Consider the following 21466-nt stretch of genomic DNA (forward strand, 5'->3'; position numbering starts at 1 on the left):
TGCGAGTCTTATCCGCTCTCCTAAACCAAGTTTCTTAGGCCAAGAATGCAAACCCTCACGGGCGATTTAAACGAGGTCAATTACAGCTCCATACGGCATGGGGCCAGCGAGCAGCGGCGGCAATTTAGGGGTCTGCAAAACTTCATCATCCGGCATTTACACAACAAAGTCTTTAAGGCGTGGCTGGCAAATGAGATCAAGCGGGGGGCATTTAGGGTGGAGTTGTTTGAAACCATCCTTAATAATTTTGCCTTTAAACCGCAAGGGTGGGAGTACATCGACCCATTCAAGGAGATGAACGCCAACAAGGTCGCCTTAGATACGGGGCAAAAGACTTTAAGCCAAATTTTAAGAGAGCAGGGGCGGGAGTTTGACAGCCACATGCAAGAGCTCAAAAAAGAGGCTAAGGTGCTTAAAAATTCGCCCCTCAAGGCCAAAAATGGCGGCTAATTACGGCGCAATCCGCTTTTTTTTGGCGACCATTGTCGAAGTCAAAAAGTCTAGTGTGAAGGTGCGCTACAACAACACCACGAGCGATTTTGTGCCCTATGTTTCAATCCAAACAGACACCACACAAGAGGAGTTTAACCGCACCCACAAGCCCATAAAGAATAACCACACTCTAGGTGTAGATACAGGAATAAAAGCCTTTGCTAGTCTATCTAATGGCTTACAGATTTTCGCCCCTAAGCCACTAAATAGGCTCGCAAGACGGCTTAAAAGACTTAGCAGACAACTTAGCAAAAAACGGCATTCGAAAACCAAGAATAACGGGGTTAAGAAATCCGCTAATTTTCTTAAAGCCAGCTTGCGGCTGAATCGATTACACACACGCATTGCCAACACCCGCAATAACTTTTTACACAAACTCAGCACCGCCCTAATCAGGCACGCTAAAACCCTTTGTTTAGAGAGTTTAAAGGTTAAGAATATGCTTAAAAACTCCAAACTAGCTAAGGCTTTAAGCGATGTCAGTATTTCTGCCTTTAACACCCTTTTGGAGTATAAAGCCAAATACTATGGGCGTGCAATTTTAAGAGCCGATGCCTTTTACCCGAGCTCTAAAACCTGCTCTAGCTGTGGGAGTGTCAAAAAGGATTTAACCCTAAACGATAGAGTCTATAAGTGTGGCGTTTGTGGTGCTGTGGTTGATAGAGATTTTAACGCTAGCATTAATCTAGTGAAGCATTTAGTAAGTGGAGTTCCCACTGAATTAGCCTAGCGGACATGACGGCTCTGTTAAGCGACTTGGCAACAAATCGCCTAGCAACCAGCATGGTGGAAACAGGAATACAACGAAAACCGCTAAAATTTTTTCTATTGATAGAATTTTATAGGAAAAAAGCAGAATGCTTTTGCGGTTTTATAGGTTTGTAAGAACGGTTTCTACGAGGTCATAAAACTCGTCTACGGCTTGTGTGGAGTGTTGGATGATGCCCAGCTTGTCGTTGTAGCTCTTGCCCAGCAGGATACAGCCCAGAGTGTCTATCGCGTCATTGCCGACATGGATCGTGATGCGGCGTTTGGCAAAGGCGGGGTTATTGGGGTCTTTGAGCCAAAGGCCTATGGGCTTGTCCCATGGGTTCTTGTTGCGCCACTGGGGCGGCACACAGACGCTGGTGTAGTCAAAGTGCAGGGTGTAGGTGCCGGGCATGATGGGTTTGTCCTTGCCGCTCTCGTGTGTGGGCTCGCCGTCATTCTCCATCGTGTGGCATCTATAAACCTCTTGGCCTTCTGCATCATAGACCACCAGCTCACCTAAAGTGCCCTGTTCGCTCTTGCCCTTTTTGCTGACAGCGGGGGTGGTTTGTTTACGGGTGATGGTTACTTTAAACATACTTGCTCCTTTTTATGTTAAGGTGTTGTTGTCTTGATGCCCGTTTGGGATTTTAAGTTGTGGCATGGGGGCTTTGGCGGTTTTCTTAAAGTTTTACGATGCAATTTGGGGGCATTTTGTGGCGTGTTTGGGGGTTTTTGAGGGCTATTGTGTCCGCGTTTTACTTGGGGCGTGTTATAAGCAAAATCGCCTTATTTTGACACTATGCCCGAATGTGTGCTATATTACGGGCATTTTGTGTTCTTTGATTTGCCATTGTTCTTATCCTAAGCGGCCTTGAGTTGTGCGCTTTTTTGGTGTTCCCTAAATGGGACTTTCTTAAGGCTTGTTTGTGGGGGTTAAACAACGGCATATGTGTAGGTCATCCCTGCGATAAAGCACACCCATTAGACCCCATTTTGGGCTTGTTGGCGGTGTTGCTGAGATTTCATAGTTAAAGTCTTTGGGGGTTGATGGGGTGCGCAAGAATTGGTCGGCTATGTCCAAAGCATCCTTTTAAGGAGGGTTGACTCGAAAAAAGTAGAGTGCTTTGATGCCGCTTTGAGATTCAAAGGGCTTTGAGCCGGGAGCTAGGGTGTGGAGTTGAAAATCATTTGCAATAGAGGAAAAAACCATGGCGACAAGTACAGCAGTTCAAAAGGGGTCTCAAGTGTATGTCTACAATGAAAAAGGCAACCACACCAACACACACTAGCCAAAATATCCAAAACACCCAACCCTCAACCTTACCAAAAAACGGTCTTTTAGTGGGGCTTTAGTGGAGATGGGGTGGATTGATAAAAGCTTTACAACCTCTTTGTAACCCATGCAGATGCCCTATAGTTTTTTCTTTGGATTGTGGGTGTTTGGAGTCTGTTTTCATGAGTTTCTTTGATTTTCTATTGTCAATCAAAGAATAAGAATCTAGCGCATATTCACAATTTTTAGGACTTCCTCACAACTTCCTCGTTCAGAGTATTTAAAGTTTCCACCATCTGCTCCACCTTTTGCGATATCCATCAATAGTTTTGAGGCGATTAAAGCGTGCTTGAGGGGCATCGTGCTAGTGGTCTTGCAAAGACAAACACCTTTAAAATAAACGGGTGAGCAACAAGGCGCAAAACCCGCCACAAACCCCAGCCAAAGCATCATCGCCCACCACCCCAAGCCCTCCGCCTACATCTCGATCGATCTTACCGATCAAAGAAGGTTTGTAAATGTCAAAGAGGCGGAAGAAGACAAAGCTGGCGATCACGCCCAGCCAGCTAAGGCCCGCAATCGCCATCGCCATCCACATCCCCACCAACTCATCGATGACAATCTGCTTGTCATCGTGGCTCTTTGTTTGGGCCTCATAGATGTCAATTTGCTTAATGGCGATGAGCCCAATTAAAAGGGCGCATAAAAACAAGGTGTTGGCTGAGAGGTATAAGATGGGCAAACCCAGAAAAACCGCCACCACACTCCCCGCCGTACCCGGCCCTCTGGGGAACTTGCCCGAGTAAAACAGGGTCAAAAAACATTCACGGCTAAGGAAGTTCAAGGTTTTCTCCAAATTTTAGCCCCATTGTAGCATAGTTAGAAAAAACATGCTAGGATCGAGAGAGATTCTTTTTTATAGGAGGTTGCATGGACAGCCTAGCCGGCACAAACAGGGGGGTAACTTGCCAGCGTTGCCTCCATCTCTTTTCTATCTTGACGCTCCCGTGCTCCGCTTTTTGCCATCTCACCGTTCTTTGGTCACTCGCCAGCAACTTCCTAAATCTTGCACCAATAAATCAGAAGCTCTCTTTTTACATTTTTCATAAAAAGGATTCAAATGTTCTTTTCGTCCTCGACCAATCCAAAAACTAAAGACAAAGAACACACAGAATGCACAGAAAAAATCAATGCATTGACTGAAAAAAACCGGGAACTGCGCGCTGTCTACAATGCCCTCGACCATTCTCTCGCCATCATTGAGTTTGATACGGAGGGCAAAATCCTCAATGCAAATGACAATTTTCTCAAAATCATAGGCTACACCTTAGAAGAAATTAGGGGCAAACACCACTCCATGCTCTGCGATCCCAAATTGGTGTCTTCAAATAGCTACAGCGACTTTTGGCATAAGCTCCGATCTGGACAATTCCAGCAAAAAACTTTTAAACGGATCAAGAAAGGTGCCAGGAGGTGTATTTAAAAGCCACTTATAGCCCCGCTTTAGACGATCGGGGTGAAGTGGCTAAAATCATCAAAACCGCTATTGATATTACGGCGGGCGTTTTAGAATTAAACGATTTGCGTGCTGTTTATAATGCCCACTTTTCTTCTATGGCTCTCATTGAATTTGACATGGATAGCCATGTGATCAACGCAAACAAAAATTTCTTAGATATCATGGGCTACACCTTAGAAGAAATTAAGGGCAAACACCACTCCATGTTTTGCGATCCGGAGTTTGTCAAGAGCCCGCAATACACAGAGTTTTGGGACCATTTAAAGTCGGGGCAATCCACTCAAGGGACATTTAAACGAATCACCAAAGCAGGTAAAGAGGTCTATTTGGAGGCGACTTACAACCCCGTTTTTAACAGCGAAGGCAAGATTTATAAATTCATCAAATTTGCTCTGGATGCCACCCACAAAGAGGAAAAAATCCACATGGTTTTAGAGTTGATTAAGGAAAACCAACAGCTCACCAGCGACGGTAACCGCATGATTGAAAAAACCACAAGCAATATCCAGAATGTGACCAGTACCATGAAAAACAATGTCCAATTAGTGGACACGCTAAGCGCACAATCCGACTCGATCTCTTCAATCACCCAAACCATTAAAGACATTGCCGATCAAATTAATTTGCTGGCCTTAAATGCCGCCATTGAGGCCGCCCGGGCGGGCGAACACGGGCGGGGCTTTGCCGTGGTGGCCGATGAAGTGCGCAAGTTGGCCGAACGCACCGGCAAGTCTGTTACAGAGATTGCGGCGATCATCAGCTCCATCCGTGAGATCACCCAACAAGTGGTGGAGAGCATCAGTAGCGGTGCAGATGAAGCAGAAAGGACTTGCGACCTTTCCTGTGAAACCCAAGATTTAATGGAAAAAATTAAAGCTGCCAGCGACCGGGTGGCCCAGGGCATGGGAATTTCTGGCAAATAAGAAAAGGCGAACGGGGTAGCCTGGCCTTAGCCAACTCCCACGAAAGAAACCAAAAGCTGATGGATGGATTGCGCGGCTGGCAAGAACCAAAGGGCGCGCGGGCGCAGTCCTTTGAAACCAAAGTGCCAACACAAAGAGCCAAGAGATGGTTGGAGTCTTTTAGACAACAATCGAGCACTTAAGCTAAAAACACTGGCTGGCCAAAACCTTGATCCTCTTTTTGGACACACAAACAGTCTTTTAGTGTGGTTACACTTTTTGACACACTCCCCATAGCTAAAGTTAGGGGAAGTGTGTTGAGTTAAGCCTGCAACTCCTGCAAACTCACGGGGGGGTTGTGCTTGAATTTGGAGTATTCAAGGAGGCTTAAAAGTACCTTTTCTACGGCTTTGAGCGTGGTGAAATAGGAGATTTTGTTTTTGAGCACTTGCATGCGGATGATCTTAGAGTCCTCGCTCACCCGGTCGCTGGTGTTGATCGCCATGTCGATCTCGTGATTGAGCATAAAATCCGAAATATTGGGGCGGCCCTCTGAGATTTTCAGCACCTGCACACTCTCTAGCCCTTCAGCCAACAAGGCCCTATGCGTGCCGGTGGTGGCGTAAAGCTTAAAGCCCAAACTCACAAAGGCGCGCATTAAAGGCATCGCCTTTTGCTTGTCGGCATCTTTGAGCGACACAAAGACATGCCCGCTGTGTTTGATGGGGTTGTTGCACGCTAATTGAGATTTATAAAAGGCCTCAGCCAAAGTATGACCCACGCCGGCCACCTCCCCCGTGCTTTTCATTTCAGGCCCTAGCACCAAATCCGCCCCATAGAGTTTATTAAAGGGAAAGACGCTTTCTTTCACAAAGACATAATTTAAAGACTTGGCTAAAAATAACCCCCCACCTTTATTTTCTAGCCCCTTAAAGTCCTCTAAACTCTGCCCCGCCATCACGCTCATTGCCATCGCCGCAAGGTCTAGCCCCAAAGCTTTAGAGACAAAGGGCACAGTGCGCGAACAGCGGGGGTTGATCTCTAGCACGAAGAGTTGGCCATTCTTATAGGCAAATTGGATATTGACTAACCCTAACACCTGCAAACCCAAAGCGATTTTTTGCGTTTGGGTATAAACCTCCTCTAAAACTTGCGGGCTTAAGCTTGGGGGGATAAAGCAAGTGCTATCCCCCGAGTGGATACCAGCGGGCTCAATGTGCTCTAAAACGCTGCACACAAACACGCTTTGCTGGTCGCAAATGGCATCCACATCAAGCTCTAGGGCATCTTCTAGGAAGGTGTCCATTAAAAGGCTGGTTTCAAAGCTGTAATTTTCTGTGTAGTCTAAACACTCCTCTTTGGTGCGTAAGATGCGCATTTTTGCCCCCCCTAGCACAAAACTTGGGCGCAAGATGAGGGGCAGCTCTAGCTGGTCTAAACACTCTAGGGCTTGTTCTTTGGAGTTGGCGCACAAGCCTTTAGGGTAGGCAATGTTTAAACCATTTAAGAGTTTATGGCATAAATCCCGCTCTTCGGCAATTTCAATGTTTTTAAACGCTGTGCCTAGTAGGGGGATATTGAGGGCTTCTAAATCTTTGGCAATTTTTAAGGGCGTTTGCCCCCCAAAGCCCACCACCACGCCCATTAAATGCGCCCTCTCTTGTGCCACAATCTCTAGGACATGTTCTAAAGTGATGGGTTCAAAATACAGCGTGTCGCTGGTGTCATGGTCGGTGCTGATCGTCTCGGGATTATTGTTGATAATAATAGGGCTTAAGCCTATTTTCTTTAATGCTAGGCTGGCGTGCGTCAAGGCGTAGTCAAACTCCATCCCCACCCCGATTTTATTTGCACTTGAGCCAATGAGTATGACCTTTTGGCGGGTGGATTTGGGGGGGTTGTTGTGGCTGGGGAAAAAGGGCGCATAGGTGCTATAGAGGTAGGGCGTGGGGCTTTTAAACTCATTGGCGCTCAAATCCACTTGATACATTTTAGGGTGCAAGTCTAGGGCATCTCTAGCCTCCCTCACCTCTAGCTCGCTTGCCCCTAAAAAGCTGGCAATCAAAGCATCGCTTAACCCCATGCTTTTAAGCCTAAATAGGGCGTTTCTGTCGCTAAGTAAAGCTTGTTTGTTAGCCTCTTTTAACTCTAAAAGGGCTTGCACGATTTCTTTAATTTCATTCAAAAAATAGGGATCGATGTAGCATAAATCATGCACCTCATCTACACTTAAGCCATCGCTAAAAGCGTGCATGGCGTAAAGCAAGCGTTTAGGGTTGGGGCGGCGCAACTCTTTCTTTAAAAACTCCAAATCTAAGGGGCTCTCTAAAAAGACGCGCAAATTCTTTAAAAGATAATCGCTCTCTAAGGCTTTCATCAAGCTTTCTTTAAAACTCCCCCCAATGCCCATCACCTCGCCAATGCTTTTCATAGAAGTGCCCAAAGTGCTATCCACTTGGGGGAATTTCTCAAAATCAAAATGCGGAATCTTGGTGATGATGTAATCTAGGGTGGGCTCAAAGCAAGTCGTGCTTTGGGTGATGTCATTAGTGATTTCTTCTAAAGTGTGTCCTAGTGCTAAAAGCGTGGCGACTTTAGCGATGGGAAAGAGCGTGGCTTTGCTGGCAAGCGCGGAGCTACGGCTAACCCGTGGGTTCATTTCAATCACCAATAAACGCCGATCTTTGATCGCAAATTGCACATTCGCCCCCCCCGTATCCACGCCCACTGCCCGCAAAACCGCAAAGCTGGCATCGCGCATGCGCTGGTATTCTTTATCTGTCAAGGTCAAAGCGGGGGCAATGGTGATGCTATCGCCCGTGTGGATTCCCATCGGATCGACATTTTCAATGCAGCACACGATCACGCAATTATCCTTACAATCGCGCACCACCTCCATTTCAAACTCTTTACAGCCTAATAAACTCTCTTCAATCAAGATTTCATTGATGGGCGAAGCCTCTAGGGCGAATTTGGCTAAGTCCCTAAACTCTTCAATGTTAAAGGCAACCGCGCTCCCCTCCCCCCCCAAAGTAAAGCTAGAGCGGATAATACAAGGAAAGCCCACCTCTTTAACGACACTTAACGCCTCCTCCTCGCTGTAGGCATACCCCCCCTTGGGTAAATCTAGCCCAATGCCTAGCATGCACTCTTTAAACGCCCGCCGATCTTCTGCCTTTAAAATGCTCTCAATTTTAGCCCCTAAGAGTTTGACATGTTTTAACGCCCCCTCAAAATGCCCCTGCTGGTGCAACTCCACCATGATGTTGAGTGCGGTTTGCCCCCCCATGGTGGGTAAAATCGCCTCTATGTTTTCTTGCTCCACGATTTTGAGCACATTTTGCGTGTTGATGGGCTCAATGTAGGTTTTGTAGGCGAGGGCTTTGTCTGTGTTGATGGTGATGGGGTTGGAGTTTAAAAGCACCACCTCATAGCCCAAGCTTTTAAGCGTTTTAAGGGCAATGCTAGAGGAGTAGTCAAACTCGCACGCCTGCCCTATGACAATGGGACCTGAACCGATGAGTAGAATTTTCTTAAATTTTTGCATAAGCGGGATTATAGCAAAAGTTGGGGCTGGACTAGAAAAGAGAAGCTTGCATGCCTTGTTGGTGTAGGGGTTTGTCGGCGAGCATAAAGGTTTGTGGATTGTGTGGCTTGGTGTTGGCTTTAGTATGTTCTTTAATGGCTTGTGCAATGTATTTGGCCAAATTGACGGGGACGGCGTTGCCGATCATTTGCTCTAGGTCTGTTTTGGTGCCTTTAAAAATGAAGTTTTTAGGGAAGGTTTGTAGATAACTTCTCTCTAGGGTGCTTAGAGGGCGCAGAGCATGTAAATCTACACCGCTAGGATCGCAAGCTTTGAGTTGATAGTCTTTAGGAATGGGTCTATTCACACCTCGAATCGTGGGACTAGGCTCATCAATGCTAAAAACCGCCCGCCTTTGATAACTTCTAGGGTGTCTTTGACATACTCTCCCATAGCTAAAGCTAGGGGATTCTAACTTTAGCGGAGATCGCGGCTTCAAGCAGGACAGCTCCGTTTGGAGTCTTATGTTCCCTATTCCAAAGGTTGATGCCCCAACCCCAAGGGTATTACCCCTTGATTGCGACTTGAATATTAGCATGTCCATGCTAATGCTAGCCTTATATCCCCATAGCTAAAGCTAGGGGCTTTACGGCGCGAGTGGTAAAGCCAAACGATTGTTCTTTGTTGTCGGCTGATTTTTAAAGGGTTCTCACGACTTGCAATTTCTGTCAAAAAATGCAGAAAACCCGCATTGCTCTACACAAAAATATCTAGGCAATGGTGGGCTAATTTTGCATGTCTAGCTAGAGTCTTCCAAGTGGGCTGGAGTAAAAAAGGCTTTGCGTGTGTTCTATAGCGTTGTAAATGTCCCTTAAAAAGGCAAGCATGCTAGAAATGTGGGGCAACACTTGCGCCTTTTCTGCATGGGCAAATGTACCTTCTGTAATTCTTAAGTGAGTGGCCTTAATGTTGTGGTGTTCAAAATAGCAACACAGCGATGCAGGAAAGGCAGTGTTGAATTGATTCTTGCCCCATGCCTGTTTTTGAGAGAAATCCCGATTAGAATTTTGCAACCCAACAAAACGGGTTTAACTTTGGCAACCATGGAGACACCACACCTACCAGCTCCGCGCGCTTAACGCCTTTAATCTCTTGTTATAACCTTTCTGGCACTTGTTGCACGACATTTCTTTGTTTGCGCAACAAAAGGCCATGGTTGTGGGATTTATTGAGCGCAAAGAATGTAGGCCTCACGCCCTGCAGATTAAAACCCTTTTAAACTTTCTCTTGCCCTCAACGCAGGGGGTATATTCCTTTGCAACGGCAACTTTAAAACCACACTCCAGCACACCATTTAAAATGGGGGTGGCAGACACCGCAAAGGGCAGATCGTAATCTATGGGGATATGGCTGTAATCGACCAGCAAAACTCCGGCATCGTCAAATCTTTTATACTTTTGGGGGATTTACTCTAGGGGCAAGAATTTTAGCCTAGATTTATTGGGGCGGTTTTTAATGGGCAAATTAGTGAACCACGCCCCCCCAGCCCGCACGGGTTGGCGTTTAGGGTTTAAATACCAATGCACTTCGTCAAACCCCGCCCACACTTGTTTTTTAGCAAAATAGGGGATGCACCAAGTGCTGACACAATTGATGATATTGCCCAAGATTAGAAATTTCTTTTTGCTCTTAATGAGCAAGTCCCAATATTCTATGGCGCGTGAAAAGGGCGGGTTGGTGCACACAATGTTGGCTTCCTCGTGCAAGATTCTAAGAGATTCTGCCTCTTCAAAGCCTCCTCTATAATTAGGTGGGGTGTGCTTGATCTCGTGTGCGCCCTCTTTAGTGAAGATATAGCCCCGTGCGCCGGCATTGAATAAATCTTGTGGGCTACCACAATGTGTGCAAATGAGTTTTTTGAGCTTCAATCTAAAGAAGTGTTTTAAAAAATACAGCGCAAAGGCGGACGAGTCGGTGTCATCTCTCTCCTGGCCGATGGCATCATCGCAGTTACAAAAGACGACTTTATCCTGCCATATCTTTAAGGGGTATTTTGCGATCTCCTTTTCAATGTCCTCATAGCGGGTGTAAAACTCATCATTTTGCACCCTTTTCGCCTTGTTTAAGATGTCCGCCCACTGCACGCCCCTATCTTTGAGGCTGGGTACCGCTTTAGGCTTGGCTTGGGACCTGGATTTAGGGGTTTTTGGCTGGATTTGGGCGATAAAATCAGAATGGGCTTTGATGTAGCTGATGTAATTTTCAAAAAGGCTAGGGTTATAAAAATAGATTTCCCTAGTCTGCACTTCTCTTAAATGCGTAAAGGCGTTTTTAATGTCTTGCTCGATTTGACGCATATTAGCCACTTCACAAGTAAAAAGATAGCTATAAGTGTTCTCTTGCGATTGCCCCGTAACACTGTTGTATTCTTTAAGCCGTCTTTTTAGGTCATTGGTGATGCCAATCTTACATTTGCTGGGCTCTAGGCTGGATTGGACAATGTAGAGGTATTGTTTCATGGTGCTTCCTAAAGGCGTTTGCAAAAGGCTTATTGTAACACATGGACAGCGATTTGTTTAGATTTAAGAATCTGCGCAAAATCCCCACCTCCCCCACTCTTGCAAAGCACAACACAGGAGATTTTTAAACTAAAACAACCCTGCGGGATAGTCTGTCCTGCGCGCGATCTTTTCTAATGTCTTGGGCTGTGCTGACGGCTTGCGTTAGCGCAACGAGTTGTTGCCCATGTTTGATGGCCACAATGTCATTAACCAACATCACCTTCAAGAAATCTTGTAATTGTTCCTCTCCTTTTCTCTAATCCGCCAAGCCAATAAGACTATATTTTTCTCAAATCAGACTTAAAAATTTCAGATGTTAAAGACTCGAGCAAAAACAGCAAGCAACTTTTAGGCTATAATGACCGCCTCATTTTACCATCAAGGATTGATCATTGTTATCGCGTAGGACATTCATCATTAAGGGGGCGGGGGTTCTCTTGGGGCTTAGTGTGCCTCTTTTGGCGCACAACAAAGCGGCCATTAAGGAAGTGGTGGGGATTGTGCATGTCTTTGGCGATGGGGCCAAGTTAGACACTCTTAGCATCGCCTATAACACAGAGGTGTTCAAGATGCGCAAGCAAGATTTTAAAGTGTTGGGGCGCTCGATCATGGGTATTTATATCAGTCAAGATGCTAGAGGGCAGAGGCGTGCAGCCAATGGAAAGTTTGTGATCTTAAAATTAAATGAGCCCAAGTCAGCCCTGCTGACAAGTATCCAACACCACAAGCCAGATCCACAACACAAAAAGAAATTTGTCGCGGGGGGTAAACCCGGTCACACCCTGAAATTACAAACCCCAACAGCGCAACTTGAAGTTAAAAATAGCCAAAAAATATGGGAGCTCTCTAGGGTATCTTATCCCATCATAGAGGATTTTAAGGCCTTCACATTTGAAGATAAAATTTTGAAAAGAACCTTGCGCTACAATTTATTTATTCCTAAACACGCAGATAACCAACCCCTACCCTTAGTGCTTTTCATGCACGATGCCGGCACAACGGGTAATTTACAGCAGGCCACTTTATTGCAAGGTTTGGGCGCGCTCATTTGGGCACACCCAGAAGAACAGCGCAAACGCCCCTGCTATGTGCTCGCCCCACAATATGATGAAATTGTCGTCGATGATAACTCGCACGCCTCAGCCATGTTAGATGTAACCATGCACCTAGTCCAAGAGATAAGCCAAAAATATCCCATAGACACTTCCAGAATCTACACCACAGGGCAATCTATGGGTTGCATGATGTCCATAGCCCTGCTCATCAAATACCCACATTTTTTTGCCAGCGCCTTTTTAGTGGCGGGGCGTTGGGATGCAAATTTATGCGATCCCTTAGCGCGGGATAAATTTTGGTTGCTCACCTCTGGCGATGATGTGGGTAGCTTTGCCCTTAGCAACGCCATTATAGAGAGATTAGAACGCAAAGGGGCTAAAGTGGCTAAGGCTATTTGGGATGGCAAATGGGATCAAGCGCAATTTCAACAAGCTTGCCAAGAGATGATCGCCAAGAGCGCTCCGATCAACTACACCATGTTTCAAAAAAATAGCCTGTTGGGTGTAGATAAAATAAGCGCGCACCGCAACACTTGGCGTGTAGCCTATAGCATTGAACCCATCCGTGCATGGCTTTTTGCGCAACGCTTAGAGAAGAACTAAAACAAACCACAACACTAAGTAGCCGTTTTGAAAAAACTCTACAACAAGAGCAAGCCCTCAAGTAGAAAAAAATAAGGAACTAAACATGGCAAAGCGATCAAAGATTTGTAAGAATCTAAAAATAATGAGAGAGAAGCGAAACCAACGCACAACTTACCATCCCCCCACCCACCTTTTCACGCATGCAAAGGGGTAACTTTATCTTACCCTCTTACCACTCCTTGCCCTTGTGCTCCTGTGCCCCAGCCTCGTTTTGCTTTTGGGATTGGTATTTGGTATTGCGCTTGCGCCATGTTGGTTTTTGTAGTAAGCCATGGGTTTTTCCTCTCCTTACCCCTTAGTAAGAATGACATGATTGTCAGAAATCTTTGCTAGATTATAACCTCGCAATTTATTCAACACATCGACACCACCAGCTGCAACTGCAATAGTAACTGCAGAAATAGTAGGAGCAGTTCCAAGAATCCCTACAGCTCCAGCCGCCGTAAAAAGACTAGCAGGTGCTCCAAGTCCGCCGCTTGCAATAATAATAGCAACAGCTGCCGCAATAGCAGCAATAGCAACGCCCCACGCTACATCGCCAGTCGCTTTGATTTTAACGATCTTTTTCGAAAAATCGCCCACTATCTCAATGGAATTTTCCCCATTTTCAATCGCTTCAGCCAACTCTTTTTTATTGCTAACTTGCATCTTTGCCTCCAACAGAATTAGTTTTTACCATCTTCTTTAACCCACAACCTCCATCCATCTTCTTAATTGCCCACACCTCTCGCCTTGAGAAATTGAGAAATTGAGAAATTGAGAAATTGAGAAATTGAGAAATTGAGAAATTGAGAAATTGAGAAATTGAGAAATTGAGAAATTGAGAAATTGTAGCGTAAAAAACTAAAAAATACTTTAAAAAAATCCCCCGCATCACCCTACTTTCCCACCCTTGCAAAGGGCAGTATCATCGGCGTAAGAGAGCTTGACTTCCAGGTTCGGGATGGGGCTGGGTATTTCCTCTCTACTAGGGACACGGGAAAAAGCGAAGCTTTTTTGCAAAGCTTGTTAAAGCTCCCCATAAAAACACCATTCTAGCATTTTTATGTGAAAGAAGGCAACGCTTTAAATCAATAGTCTATGTGCGGTTTTCTACAAAGCTCTCATTACACTCAATAAGGCAGTGAAGCTCTCTAAAGCAAGCAAACAAGCCAAACGCTCTATTAGTAGTGGTTAGCTGAGTGCATTGCTGCACTTACACACCCACCCTATCAAACATGTAGTCTTCATGCGAGCTTCAGGGAAAGCTCATCTTGGAGTTGGCTTCGAGCTTAGATGCTTTCAGCTCTTATCACAACCATGCGTGGCTACCCAGCGGTGCTCTTGGCAGAACAACTGGTGCACCAGTGGCATGTCCATCCCGGTCCTCTCGTACTAGGGACAGCTCTCCTCAGCTTTCCTACGCCCACAGCAGATAGGGACCGAACTGTCTCACGACGTTCTGAACCCAGCTCGCGTACCGCTTTAAATGGCGAACAGCCATACCCTTGGGACCTGCTCCAGCCCCAGGATGCGATGAGCCGACATCGAGGTGCCAAACCTCCCCGTCGATGTGAGCTCTTGGGGGAGATCAGCCTGTTATCCCCGGGGTACCTTTTATCCTTTGAGCGATGGCTCTTCCACACGAGAACCACCGGATCACTATGACCGACTTTCGTCTCTGCTTGAGTTGTCTCTCTTGCAGTTAAGCTAGCTTGTGCCATTACACTCAACTGGCGATTTCCAACCGTCATGAGCTAACCTTTGTAAGCCTCCGTTACTTTTTAGGAGGCGACCGCCCCAGTCAAACTACCCACCAAGCATTGTCCTGCCTAAGGATGACTTAGGCCAGTTAGCTAACAAAAACGCCAAGGGTGGTATCTCAAGGATGGCTCCACAGACACCAAAGTGTCTGCTTCAAAGCCTCCCACCTATCCTGCGCATGGCATTCCCATTAGCAGTGCTAAGCTATAGTAAAGGTCCACGGGGTCTTTCCGTCTTGCTGCGGGTAGGAGGAATTTTCACCTCCACTACAATTTCACTGGATCTCTCTTTGAGACAGCTCCCATCTCGTTACGCCATTCATGCAGGTCGGTATTTAACCGACAAGGAATTTCGCTACCTTAGGACCGTTATAGTTACGGCCGCCGTTTACTCGGGCTTCAATTCAAAGCTTCGCCTTGCGGCTAACCCATCCTCTTAACCTTCGAGCACCGGGCAGGCGTCACACCTTATACTTCCTCTTACGAGTTGGCAAAGTGCTGTGTTTTTGGTAAACAGTCGGGAGGGACTCTTTGCTGAGACCTACTTGCGTAGGCACACCTTATCGCGAACTTACGGTGTTAGTTTGCAGAGTTCCTTAAAGAGAGTTCATCCACGCGCCTTAGAATACTCATCTCATCTACCTGTGTCGGTTTGCGGTACGGACAATTAGGGCTAAACTTAGAGACTTTTCTTGGCACGATAGTGTCAGTGATTCTCCCCTCGACCCGAAGGTCTTAGAGAGCCTGTCAGGTTTCAAATACAGGAGCGGATTTGCCTCTCTCCCAATCTACACCCTTCGACCAGCACATCCATCAGCTGGCTCACCTAACTTTATGCGTCCTCCCATCGCACACCCTAATTGGTATAGGAATATTAACCTATTTCCCATCGCCTACCCCTTTCGGACTTGGCTTAGGACCCGACTAACCCTACGATGACGAACATCGCGTAGGAAACCTTAGATTTACGGCGGATGCGATTCTTACGCATCTTATCGCTACTCATTCCTGCATGCTCACTTCTGTGCGCTCCAGCACTCCTTGCCGGTATGCCTTCAACGCTGCACAGAACGCTCTTCTACCACTGCCCTAAAAGGGCAATCTACAACTTCGGTGTCTATCTTAGCCCCGTTATATTTTCAGCGCATGATCACTAGACCAGTGAGCTGTTACGCTTTCTTTAAAGGATGGCTGCTTCTAAGCCAACCTCCTGGTTGTTTGAGTAACCACACATCTTTTTCCACTTAGAATAGAACTTGGGGACCTTAGTTGGTAGTCTGGGTTGTTTCCCTCTTGACGATTGATTTTATCACCCACCGCCTGACTCCCAAGATACAACAAGAGGTATTCGTAGTTTGACAGGGTTTGGTACTGCGGCGAGCAGCCCTAGCCCAATCAGAGCTCTACCCCCTCTTGTCATCACTTGAGGCTATACCTAAATATATTTCGAAGAGAACCAGCTATCACCAAGTTTGTTTGGCCTTTCACCCCTATCCACAGCTCATCCCAGCCCGTTTCAATGGGCACGGGTTCAGTCCTCCACAAGCTGTTACACTCGTTTCAACTTGGCCATGGATAGATCACTTGGCTTCGGGTCTGCAGCGTCTGACTAATGCGCCCTATTCAGACTCGCTTTCGCTACGGCTCGTTTTCACTTAACCTTGCCAGACACCACAACTCGCAGGATCATTATGCAAAAGGCAGTCCATCACCCTGATAAATCATAGGGCTTTGAATGATTGTAAGTAGATGGTTTCAGGTTCTATTTCACTCCGTTACCCACGGTTCTTTTCACCTTTCCCTCACGGTACTTGTGCGCTATCGGTCAAAGAGTAGTATTTAGGGTTGGAGAGTGGTCTCCCCGGCTTCAGCCCGGATTTCACGTGTCCTGGCCTACTCTGGATCCGGCTATCTAGGGTTTTCCTTTCGCATACAGGGCTATCACCTTCTATGGCTTGTCTTTCCAAACAACTTTGCTAGAAAAACCCCTTGAATGTTGCCGTCCTCAACCCCGCGTGCAAGCACGCGGTTTGCCCTTTTCCCCTTTCGCTCGCCACTACTGAGGGAATCTCGTTGATTTCTTTTCCTCTAGCTACTGAGATGTTTCACTTCGCTAGGTTCGCTCTCTATAATTAGAGTAACCTACATTGCTGTAAGTTGGGTTGCCCCATTCGGAAATCTGCGCATCAATGCTTCTTGACAGCTCCACGCAGCTTATCGCAGTCTAGTGCGTCCTTCATCGCCTCTCTTTGCCAAGGCATCCACCATCTACTCTTAATATCTTGTTTGCCACTCTAACATATCCGCTAGAGCGTTGCATAAGAGCCACACCGCCTTATTGAGTATAATTCTTTTGGCTTTGTAGTTTTTACCTTTAACATAGGCTATTGACAATAATAAGTCAAACAACACGCTCCAAATCCGCTTTTTTGAGAAAAAAGTTTAACCTCTTTCTTCGCAAGCTTTCTTAGAAGCAAAACGCAATATTACACATTTTAAGCTTAAGGGGGGCTTAAGGGGGGGGGAGAAGTTATAAAGATCGTGGCAAGTATACAGCCAGTCAAATTCAAGCTAGACAAATGAAAGACCATCTGTGTCAAAACCTAGGGTGTAGATTTGCGGAAGACTCAAGAGTTCTTGACCCTAAGCAGGTCGCTGAGTCTATCTATGTGGCTGCCAAGTTGTTGCAATTCTTTGGTGATTTCCTCCAACTCCTGCTCGACCCTAGAAAGCCCATTTTCGACCTCATCAAAAAGCTTATTGACATTATTGTAGTCATTCATGGCACACCACCTTTTTAAATTCTTCAAAGATATACAACCCATCGTGAGGACCGGGACTGGCCTCTGGATGGTGTTGTACGGAGAGAATGGGGGCGTTTTTGTAGCGCACACCCTCAATGGTGTGGTCAAATAAATTTTTATGCGTGATCGTGGCGATTTTGGCGATGCTCTCAGGTACACAATAGTTGTGGTTTTGTGCGCTCACTTCAATACGCCCGGTCTGCAAGTTTAGCACAGGGTGGTTGCTCCCGTGGTGCCCGAATTTGAGCTTATAAGTGGGGTAGCCATGTGCGATGCTTAAGAGCTGATGCCCTAGACAAATGCCTAACATGGGGATTTGCTCTTGGATAAGTGAGCTGATTTCGTGGATCACGCTTTTTAAATGCAGAGGGTCGCCCGGGCCATTAGAGAGCAACACACCTGCAATTTCGCCCCTTTTGTAGGCCTCTATGAGCGTTTGCGCCTTGGTGTCGTGAGCAAAACACACAGGCTTTAAGCCCACTTGGACTAAGTTGTTTAAAATGTTGGTCTTCACGCCCAAATCCAAAACCCCGATGGTATTTGTGAGTGGGGGGGTTTGGTGATCCAAAATCTTAAAGTCAAAAGTGCCTTGTGTGTGGGCTTGTTTGTGGCTTAGGGGGGGGATTAAATATTGCTCAGCGATGCTCTTAGATGCTTGCAACAACTTTTGCAGTTCTTGCTTATCTAACCCATCGGTGGAAACCACTACACCCATCGCCCCCTCATCTCTTAGCATCCCCACTAATGCCCTCGTGTCTAAGCCACTCGCGCCCAAAACCCCGTGTTGTTGCAAAAATGCGCTTAAAGATTGCCTCGCTCTAAAATTAGAGTGTCGGCTCGGGGTGTGGCGCACCAAAATGCCCGTACAAAAGCTATTGGGAGACTCACGGTCTTGTTCGTTTGCCCCCACCACGCCCACTTCAGGCGTGCTGAAAACCACAAACTGCCCCCTGTAACTCGGATCGCTGATGACTTCCTCATACCCACTCATGGCGGTGTTAAAGACCGCCTCGCCGACCGCAACCCCCCTAGCCCCAAAACTTTCAGCCTCTAAAAATAACCCGTTTTCAAAATAAAGTGTGGCTTTCGTGGGTGTGGTGCTCATAGAAAGCCCTTTCTTCTCAACTCATCCTCATACATGCGCTCAAAGACAAGTTCATACTCATCGCTGCCGATGGGGAGCTTGCGCTTGTAATGCTTGATTTTCTCACTCACTTCAGTTTCCACGCTCTCATAGAGTTTAGCGTAGGTGTCGATGGATTTAAAAATCACATTACGGATTCGATTCTCAGATACCGAAAACATGATCAAATCCTCGTCCAAGACCTTTTCTAAAATTTTGTGCGAGAGCAAATTACAGCGATCCTCCCAGCCCAACACAAAACCCCTCTCGAGGGCGACTTGTTTTTTAAACATCCAAAAGAGACTCCTTTCATCCATACGCATGAAGTCTATCTCATCTAGGTTTTCCTCCAGTAAATCTCGTACACGGTTATCAATAGCACTCTCTTGGTTCACATGCTCTTGCAACACGCCATGTGTGATTTGGGTGAGGGTTTCTAAAGACCCCTTGAGCTCCAAAAGGGGGGATTGGACTAAATCTTGCGTGATTTTGTTGACAATGTAGCGGACATGGTTTGGTTTCAATCTCATCTTTTAGCCCTAGCTTGTTTAAGGTTAAGCTGTATTCTAACATATTCTAAAGCAAAGGGCTAGAGAGTTCCATACGAGGGAGTGGCTAGAAAATAATTAACCTTCATGTGTTAGAGTATACCTTTTAATTTTTTAAGGGGTTGTATGCACGCGCAACGCTTTTACTTCCTTTTCTCTCTTGCAATCATTGCGATCATCGTGTTGCCTGTGGGGATTGCCAATCTCATTTTGGGCTTTGTCTACCACGACTCACCCTGTATACAATGTTGGGGGGAGCGTCAAAGCATGGTCTACATCGCTTTGGGGGGGCTATTCATTGTGCGCTATGGGTTAAAGCCCAAATACATTGCTATGTTAGTGCTTGTTGTGGCGGGCGGACTTTACCAAAGTTTTTACCACTTAGGCAACCACGCCCTAGAAGATGTGGGGCAGGGTTTTGCCTTGACGATTTTTGGGCTGCACACGCAATTTTGGGCAGAGTTTGTCTTTTGGATCGCTTTGTTGGTGTTGGGGCTTTTGTTGTTTAAAGCCCCGAATTTTGAAACACAATCTTTGCGTAAGCTCACCCGCTCCAACCTTTGGGCGTTTGGCATCTTTAGCTTTTTAGTGGCCTCAAACATGTTACAAGCTTTTATCTCCACAGGACCCTTCCCCTATTTAGGGCATGGCGATCCGATCCGCTTCTCATGGCGCATGGCAGAAAACATTTGGAGCACCAAAAATTGGGCGCACATGGGCTTTCCTAGAAGTCTGGGTAAACGCATTGTGGAACAACCGATCTTGGCTGAAAGCCCCCATCAATGGGAGAGCGACTACCGCAAAGCCCCCCTTGAAATCCACAAAAGCCTAACGCTCTTGCAAACCCAAATAAGCCCCTTAAAACTCAATGCCCCCATCAGCGATTTAAACTTTTTGGCTGCCAAAGAAAACCCCAAAGCCCCCCAAGACACCCCCAAGCCTAATTTATTGCAAAGCCTCAGCACCGATCTTTTTGGCAAAAACGCCGATGGGTGCGCCCCTGCTCTAAAGCCCCTGCCCTACACTTTCTCGCCCGAAACTTTTGCAGGCAACAATGCCTTTTTAAAAAACACCTTTCTCATTTCTACACAAAAAGAGGGCTTGTATGTGGTGGACAAAAAACTGCAAAAAGTCCTCGCCCACTTGGTGTTAGATAAGCATTACTCCGTGACCGTAGAACATTTCGTGGGGGCGAACATGGTCGGCAACACGATCCGCCTGATGGGGATCAATAAAAGCAGTGTCGATGTCGTCTACAACCCCAAAGCCAACAACAACTTTGCCAACTTCCTAGAAGGGGCACACCATTTTGATGAAATCGGGCGCAGCCGCCTACGCACCAGCCGGGCTTCAACCTACTATGTGTTGAGCGCAAGGAGCGATGGAACACAAACCTACATGCTGACCGTGCCTAATAAGCACTATAAACAACTCATCTTAGTGGGTATGCTCGATCAAGATTTAGGCTTAAGCTTTGAAGCCGTGGTGCGTCCGCTCAAAACCAACCCCCTTAAAAAGGGGCGCACGCTCGGGGAGTTTTACATCACGGGGCTTGCCTTTTATGAAGGGCGACTCTTTGCGCTAAGCAAAGCTTACAATGCCCTTTTGGTCATCAACCCCTATGATGCGACCATCATCGATGCCTACGGCTTGCCCCCTAGTGTAAAAAACCCGACCGCCCTAACTTTCGTGGATAACGCTTTGATTGTGAGCGGTTATGCCGACAAACACGACACTTTTTACACACTCGACATTTCTAACTTATCGCTAGCACTGCCCCCAGCCCAAAAGCCCACGCTCAAAGCACCCATTTTACAAACGCATGGTTGCTGAGTTTGGCAAAAATGGCGTGTTGCTCTTGTTCGCTAGCCACAACTAAAGAGAGTTGTAGACTCGTGTATTTGCCCTGTGCACTCTTGTTCTTGGTGCAAACTTGGTATTTCAAGGGAGCAAGCAAGCCAGCCAGCTCGTTTAAAAGCTCTTGGGGTTTGTCTGTGATTAAACGGTACTCCCACAAACAGGGGTAAGTGATGGCGTTTTTAGAATCCATGCAAAATCTCCAAAAAGTTTTGGGGGATGGGGGCGGGTTTCTTATGTGTCAAGTCAATGAAAGCGAGTTTGATCTGCAAGTCAAAGAGTTTTTGCCCTTGTCTAAAAATCTCTTGTTGTAGACTAAGGCTTGCTTTTTTAAGCTCTAAAATTTGGGTGCTCACTTGCAAACAATCCCCCAGCAAAGCGGGGGCAATGAAGTCGGCTTGCAAGTCCTTCACAACAAACCCCCCCTGATTGTTTTGTGGGGTACATCCAGCTTTAAAAAACACCACACTCCTAGCCCGCTCGCAAAATTTTAAATAGTTAGCGTGGTAGACCAACCCCGTGCTGTCTGTATCTTCATAGTAGACTTGAATCTGCATACACTCCCTTTAAAAAGCCTAAATCAAGCCATGCATTGGTAAAGCTATAGTAAACCTTAATCCTCGCATGTTATAATGGGCGGCTTTCTTTAAATACTGCGTTGTCGCTGTT

Annotated in this window: 16 protein-coding genes, 2 rRNA genes and 4 pseudogenes; 6 read left to right on the top strand and 16 right to left on the bottom strand. The window is 46.4% G+C overall.

Annotated features, from left to right (window positions below):
• The first annotated feature begins 45 nt into the window (after positions 1-45).
• Entirely contained in the window at positions 46-450 is a 405-nt protein-coding gene (locus K6J72_RS02145; RefSeq protein ID WP_221280237.1) for a phage portal family protein, read from the top strand.
• Between the two features lie 97 nt (positions 451-547).
• Positions 548-1377 (top strand): annotated as a pseudogene (locus tag K6J72_RS02150) (RNA-guided endonuclease InsQ/TnpB family protein); the annotation flags it as partial.
• Here the strand turns inward: K6J72_RS02150 and K6J72_RS02155 are convergent.
• A complete protein-coding gene (locus K6J72_RS02155; RefSeq protein WP_221280239.1) occupies positions 1364-1837 on the bottom strand; it encodes a DUF5675 family protein in 474 nt (157 codons plus the stop codon). The pseudogene K6J72_RS02150 and the gene K6J72_RS02155 sit on opposite strands and share 14 nt — an antisense overlap.
• Before the next feature lie 1069 nt (positions 1838-2906).
• Entirely contained in the window at positions 2907-3359 is a 453-nt protein-coding gene (locus K6J72_RS02160; RefSeq protein ID WP_221281057.1) for a phosphatidylglycerophosphatase A family protein, read from the bottom strand.
• A gap of 276 nt (positions 3360-3635) precedes the next feature.
• Here K6J72_RS02160 and K6J72_RS08245 point away from each other — a divergent pair, with 276 nt between their 5' ends.
• Positions 3636-3998 (top strand): PAS domain S-box protein, encoded by a 363-nt coding sequence (locus K6J72_RS08245; RefSeq protein WP_260320637.1) that lies wholly within the window; start codon positions 3636-3638, stop codon positions 3996-3998.
• Between the two features lie 152 nt (positions 3999-4150).
• The gene (locus K6J72_RS08570) at positions 4151-4957 is read left to right on the top strand and encodes a methyl-accepting chemotaxis protein (protein ID WP_260320686.1); all 807 of its coding nucleotides are present in this window, start codon (positions 4151-4153) and stop codon (positions 4955-4957) included.
• Between the two features lie 301 nt (positions 4958-5258).
• On the opposite strand, the gene carB is transcribed toward K6J72_RS08570, so the two are convergent.
• The 6 genes and pseudogenes from carB to K6J72_RS08620 form a co-directional block, all read right to left on the bottom strand.
• Entirely contained in the window at positions 5259-8492 is a 3234-nt protein-coding gene (gene carB / locus K6J72_RS02170) for a carbamoyl-phosphate synthase large subunit (RefSeq protein WP_430886744.1), read from the bottom strand.
• A gap of 22 nt (positions 8493-8514) precedes the next feature.
• Positions 8515-8961, bottom strand: a complete 447-nt coding sequence (locus K6J72_RS02175; RefSeq protein ID WP_221280244.1) for a DNA cytosine methyltransferase — start codon at positions 8959-8961, stop codon at positions 8515-8517.
• A gap of 257 nt (positions 8962-9218) precedes the next feature.
• Positions 9219-9275 (bottom strand): annotated as a pseudogene (locus K6J72_RS08610) (hypothetical protein); the annotation flags it as partial.
• A complete protein-coding gene (locus tag K6J72_RS08615) occupies positions 9266-9535 on the bottom strand; it encodes a HindVP family restriction endonuclease (protein ID WP_221280246.1) in 270 nt (89 codons plus the stop codon). The gene K6J72_RS08615 and the pseudogene K6J72_RS08610, both read right to left, overlap by 10 nt.
• 177 nt (positions 9536-9712) lie before the next feature.
• A pseudogene (locus K6J72_RS02185) lies at positions 9713-10981 on the bottom strand (adenine-specific methyltransferase EcoRI family protein).
• Between the two features lie 160 nt (positions 10982-11141).
• Positions 11142-11297 (bottom strand): annotated as a pseudogene (locus K6J72_RS08620) (pyruvate kinase); the annotation flags it as partial.
• A 118-nt stretch (positions 11298-11415) separates the two neighbouring features.
• On the opposite strand from K6J72_RS08620, the gene K6J72_RS02190 reads away from it, so the two are divergent.
• The gene (locus K6J72_RS02190) at positions 11416-12681 is read left to right on the top strand and encodes an alpha/beta hydrolase-fold protein (RefSeq protein WP_221280248.1); all 1266 of its coding nucleotides are present in this window, start codon (positions 11416-11418) and stop codon (positions 12679-12681) included.
• 330 nt (positions 12682-13011) lie between these two features.
• On the opposite strand, the gene K6J72_RS02195 is transcribed toward K6J72_RS02190, so the two are convergent.
• From K6J72_RS02195 to K6J72_RS02220, 6 genes are all read right to left on the bottom strand, one after another.
• Positions 13012-13371, bottom strand: a complete 360-nt coding sequence (locus tag K6J72_RS02195) for a hypothetical protein (RefSeq protein ID WP_221280250.1) — start codon at positions 13369-13371, stop codon at positions 13012-13014.
• Positions 13372-13588: 217 nt separating this feature from the next.
• A 5S ribosomal RNA gene (gene rrf / locus K6J72_RS02200) occupies positions 13589-13704 on the bottom strand.
• 161 nt (positions 13705-13865) lie between these two features.
• Positions 13866-16753 (bottom strand): 23S ribosomal RNA (locus tag K6J72_RS02205).
• A 339-nt stretch (positions 16754-17092) separates the two neighbouring features.
• Entirely contained in the window at positions 17093-17248 is a 156-nt protein-coding gene (locus tag K6J72_RS02210) for a DUF948 domain-containing protein (protein ID WP_221280253.1), read from the bottom strand.
• Positions 17241-18374, bottom strand: a complete 1134-nt coding sequence (gene carA / locus K6J72_RS02215; protein WP_221280255.1) for a glutamine-hydrolyzing carbamoyl-phosphate synthase small subunit — start codon at positions 18372-18374, stop codon at positions 17241-17243. Before carA ends, K6J72_RS02210 begins: the two co-directional genes overlap by 8 nt.
• Positions 18371-18922 carry a DUF507 family protein gene (locus K6J72_RS02220; RefSeq protein WP_221280257.1) on the bottom strand — a complete coding sequence of 184 codons (552 nt, stop codon included), beginning with the start codon at positions 18920-18922 and terminating at the stop codon, positions 18371-18373. The genes carA and K6J72_RS02220 overlap by 4 nt, the downstream gene beginning before the upstream one ends.
• A 144-nt stretch (positions 18923-19066) precedes the next feature.
• On the opposite strand from K6J72_RS02220, the gene K6J72_RS02225 reads away from it, so the two are divergent.
• On the top strand, positions 19067-20773 hold the full coding sequence (locus K6J72_RS02225) for a disulfide bond formation protein B (protein WP_221280259.1): 1707 nt from the start codon (positions 19067-19069) through the stop codon (positions 20771-20773).
• Here K6J72_RS02225 and K6J72_RS02230 read toward each other — a convergent pair.
• Together K6J72_RS02230 and K6J72_RS02235 are read right to left on the bottom strand one after the other, a co-directional pair.
• Positions 20739-20990 (bottom strand): HP0495 family protein, encoded by a 252-nt coding sequence (locus K6J72_RS02230; protein WP_221280262.1) that lies wholly within the window; start codon positions 20988-20990, stop codon positions 20739-20741. The two genes, K6J72_RS02225 and K6J72_RS02230, sit on opposite strands and share 35 nt — an antisense overlap.
• The gene (locus K6J72_RS02235) at positions 20980-21354 is read right to left on the bottom strand and encodes a YbgC/FadM family acyl-CoA thioesterase (RefSeq protein WP_221280264.1); all 375 of its coding nucleotides are present in this window, start codon (positions 21352-21354) and stop codon (positions 20980-20982) included. Before K6J72_RS02235 ends, K6J72_RS02230 begins: the two co-directional genes overlap by 11 nt.
• Positions 21355-21466: the final 112 nt, after the last annotated feature.

The organism is Helicobacter sp. NHP19-003 (genome assembly GCF_019703305.1).
Lineage (GTDB): Bacteria > Campylobacterota > Campylobacteria > Campylobacterales > Helicobacteraceae > Helicobacter > Helicobacter gastrocanis.

Bases quoted from the DNA above. Each gene is read 5' to 3' on its own strand.
- K6J72_RS02145 (WP_221280237.1), top strand. From the start codon at position 46: ATGCAAACCCTCACGGGCGATTTAAACGAGGTCAATTACAGCTCCATA.
- K6J72_RS02155 (WP_221280239.1), bottom strand. From the start codon at position 1,837: ATGTTTAAAGTAACCATCACCCGTAAACAAACCACCCCCGCTGTCAGC.
- K6J72_RS08245 (WP_260320637.1), top strand. From the start codon at position 3,636: ATGTTCTTTTCGTCCTCGACCAATCCAAAAACTAAAGACAAAGAACAC.
- K6J72_RS08570 (WP_260320686.1), top strand. From the start codon at position 4,151: ATGGATAGCCATGTGATCAACGCAAACAAAAATTTCTTAGATATCATG.
- K6J72_RS02195 (WP_221280250.1), bottom strand. From the start codon at position 13,371: ATGCAAGTTAGCAATAAAAAAGAGTTGGCTGAAGCGATTGAAAATGGG.
- K6J72_RS02210 (WP_221280253.1), bottom strand. From the start codon at position 17,248: ATGAATGACTACAATAATGTCAATAAGCTTTTTGATGAGGTCGAAAAT.
- carA (WP_221280255.1), bottom strand. From the start codon at position 18,374: ATGAGCACCACACCCACGAAAGCCACACTTTATTTTGAAAACGGGTTA.
- K6J72_RS02220 (WP_221280257.1), bottom strand. From the start codon at position 18,922: ATGAGATTGAAACCAAACCATGTCCGCTACATTGTCAACAAAATCACG.
- K6J72_RS02225 (WP_221280259.1), top strand. From the start codon at position 19,067: ATGCACGCGCAACGCTTTTACTTCCTTTTCTCTCTTGCAATCATTGCG.
- K6J72_RS02230 (WP_221280262.1), bottom strand. From the start codon at position 20,990: ATGGATTCTAAAAACGCCATCACTTACCCCTGTTTGTGGGAGTACCGT.
- K6J72_RS02235 (WP_221280264.1), bottom strand. From the start codon at position 21,354: ATGCAGATTCAAGTCTACTATGAAGATACAGACAGCACGGGGTTGGTC.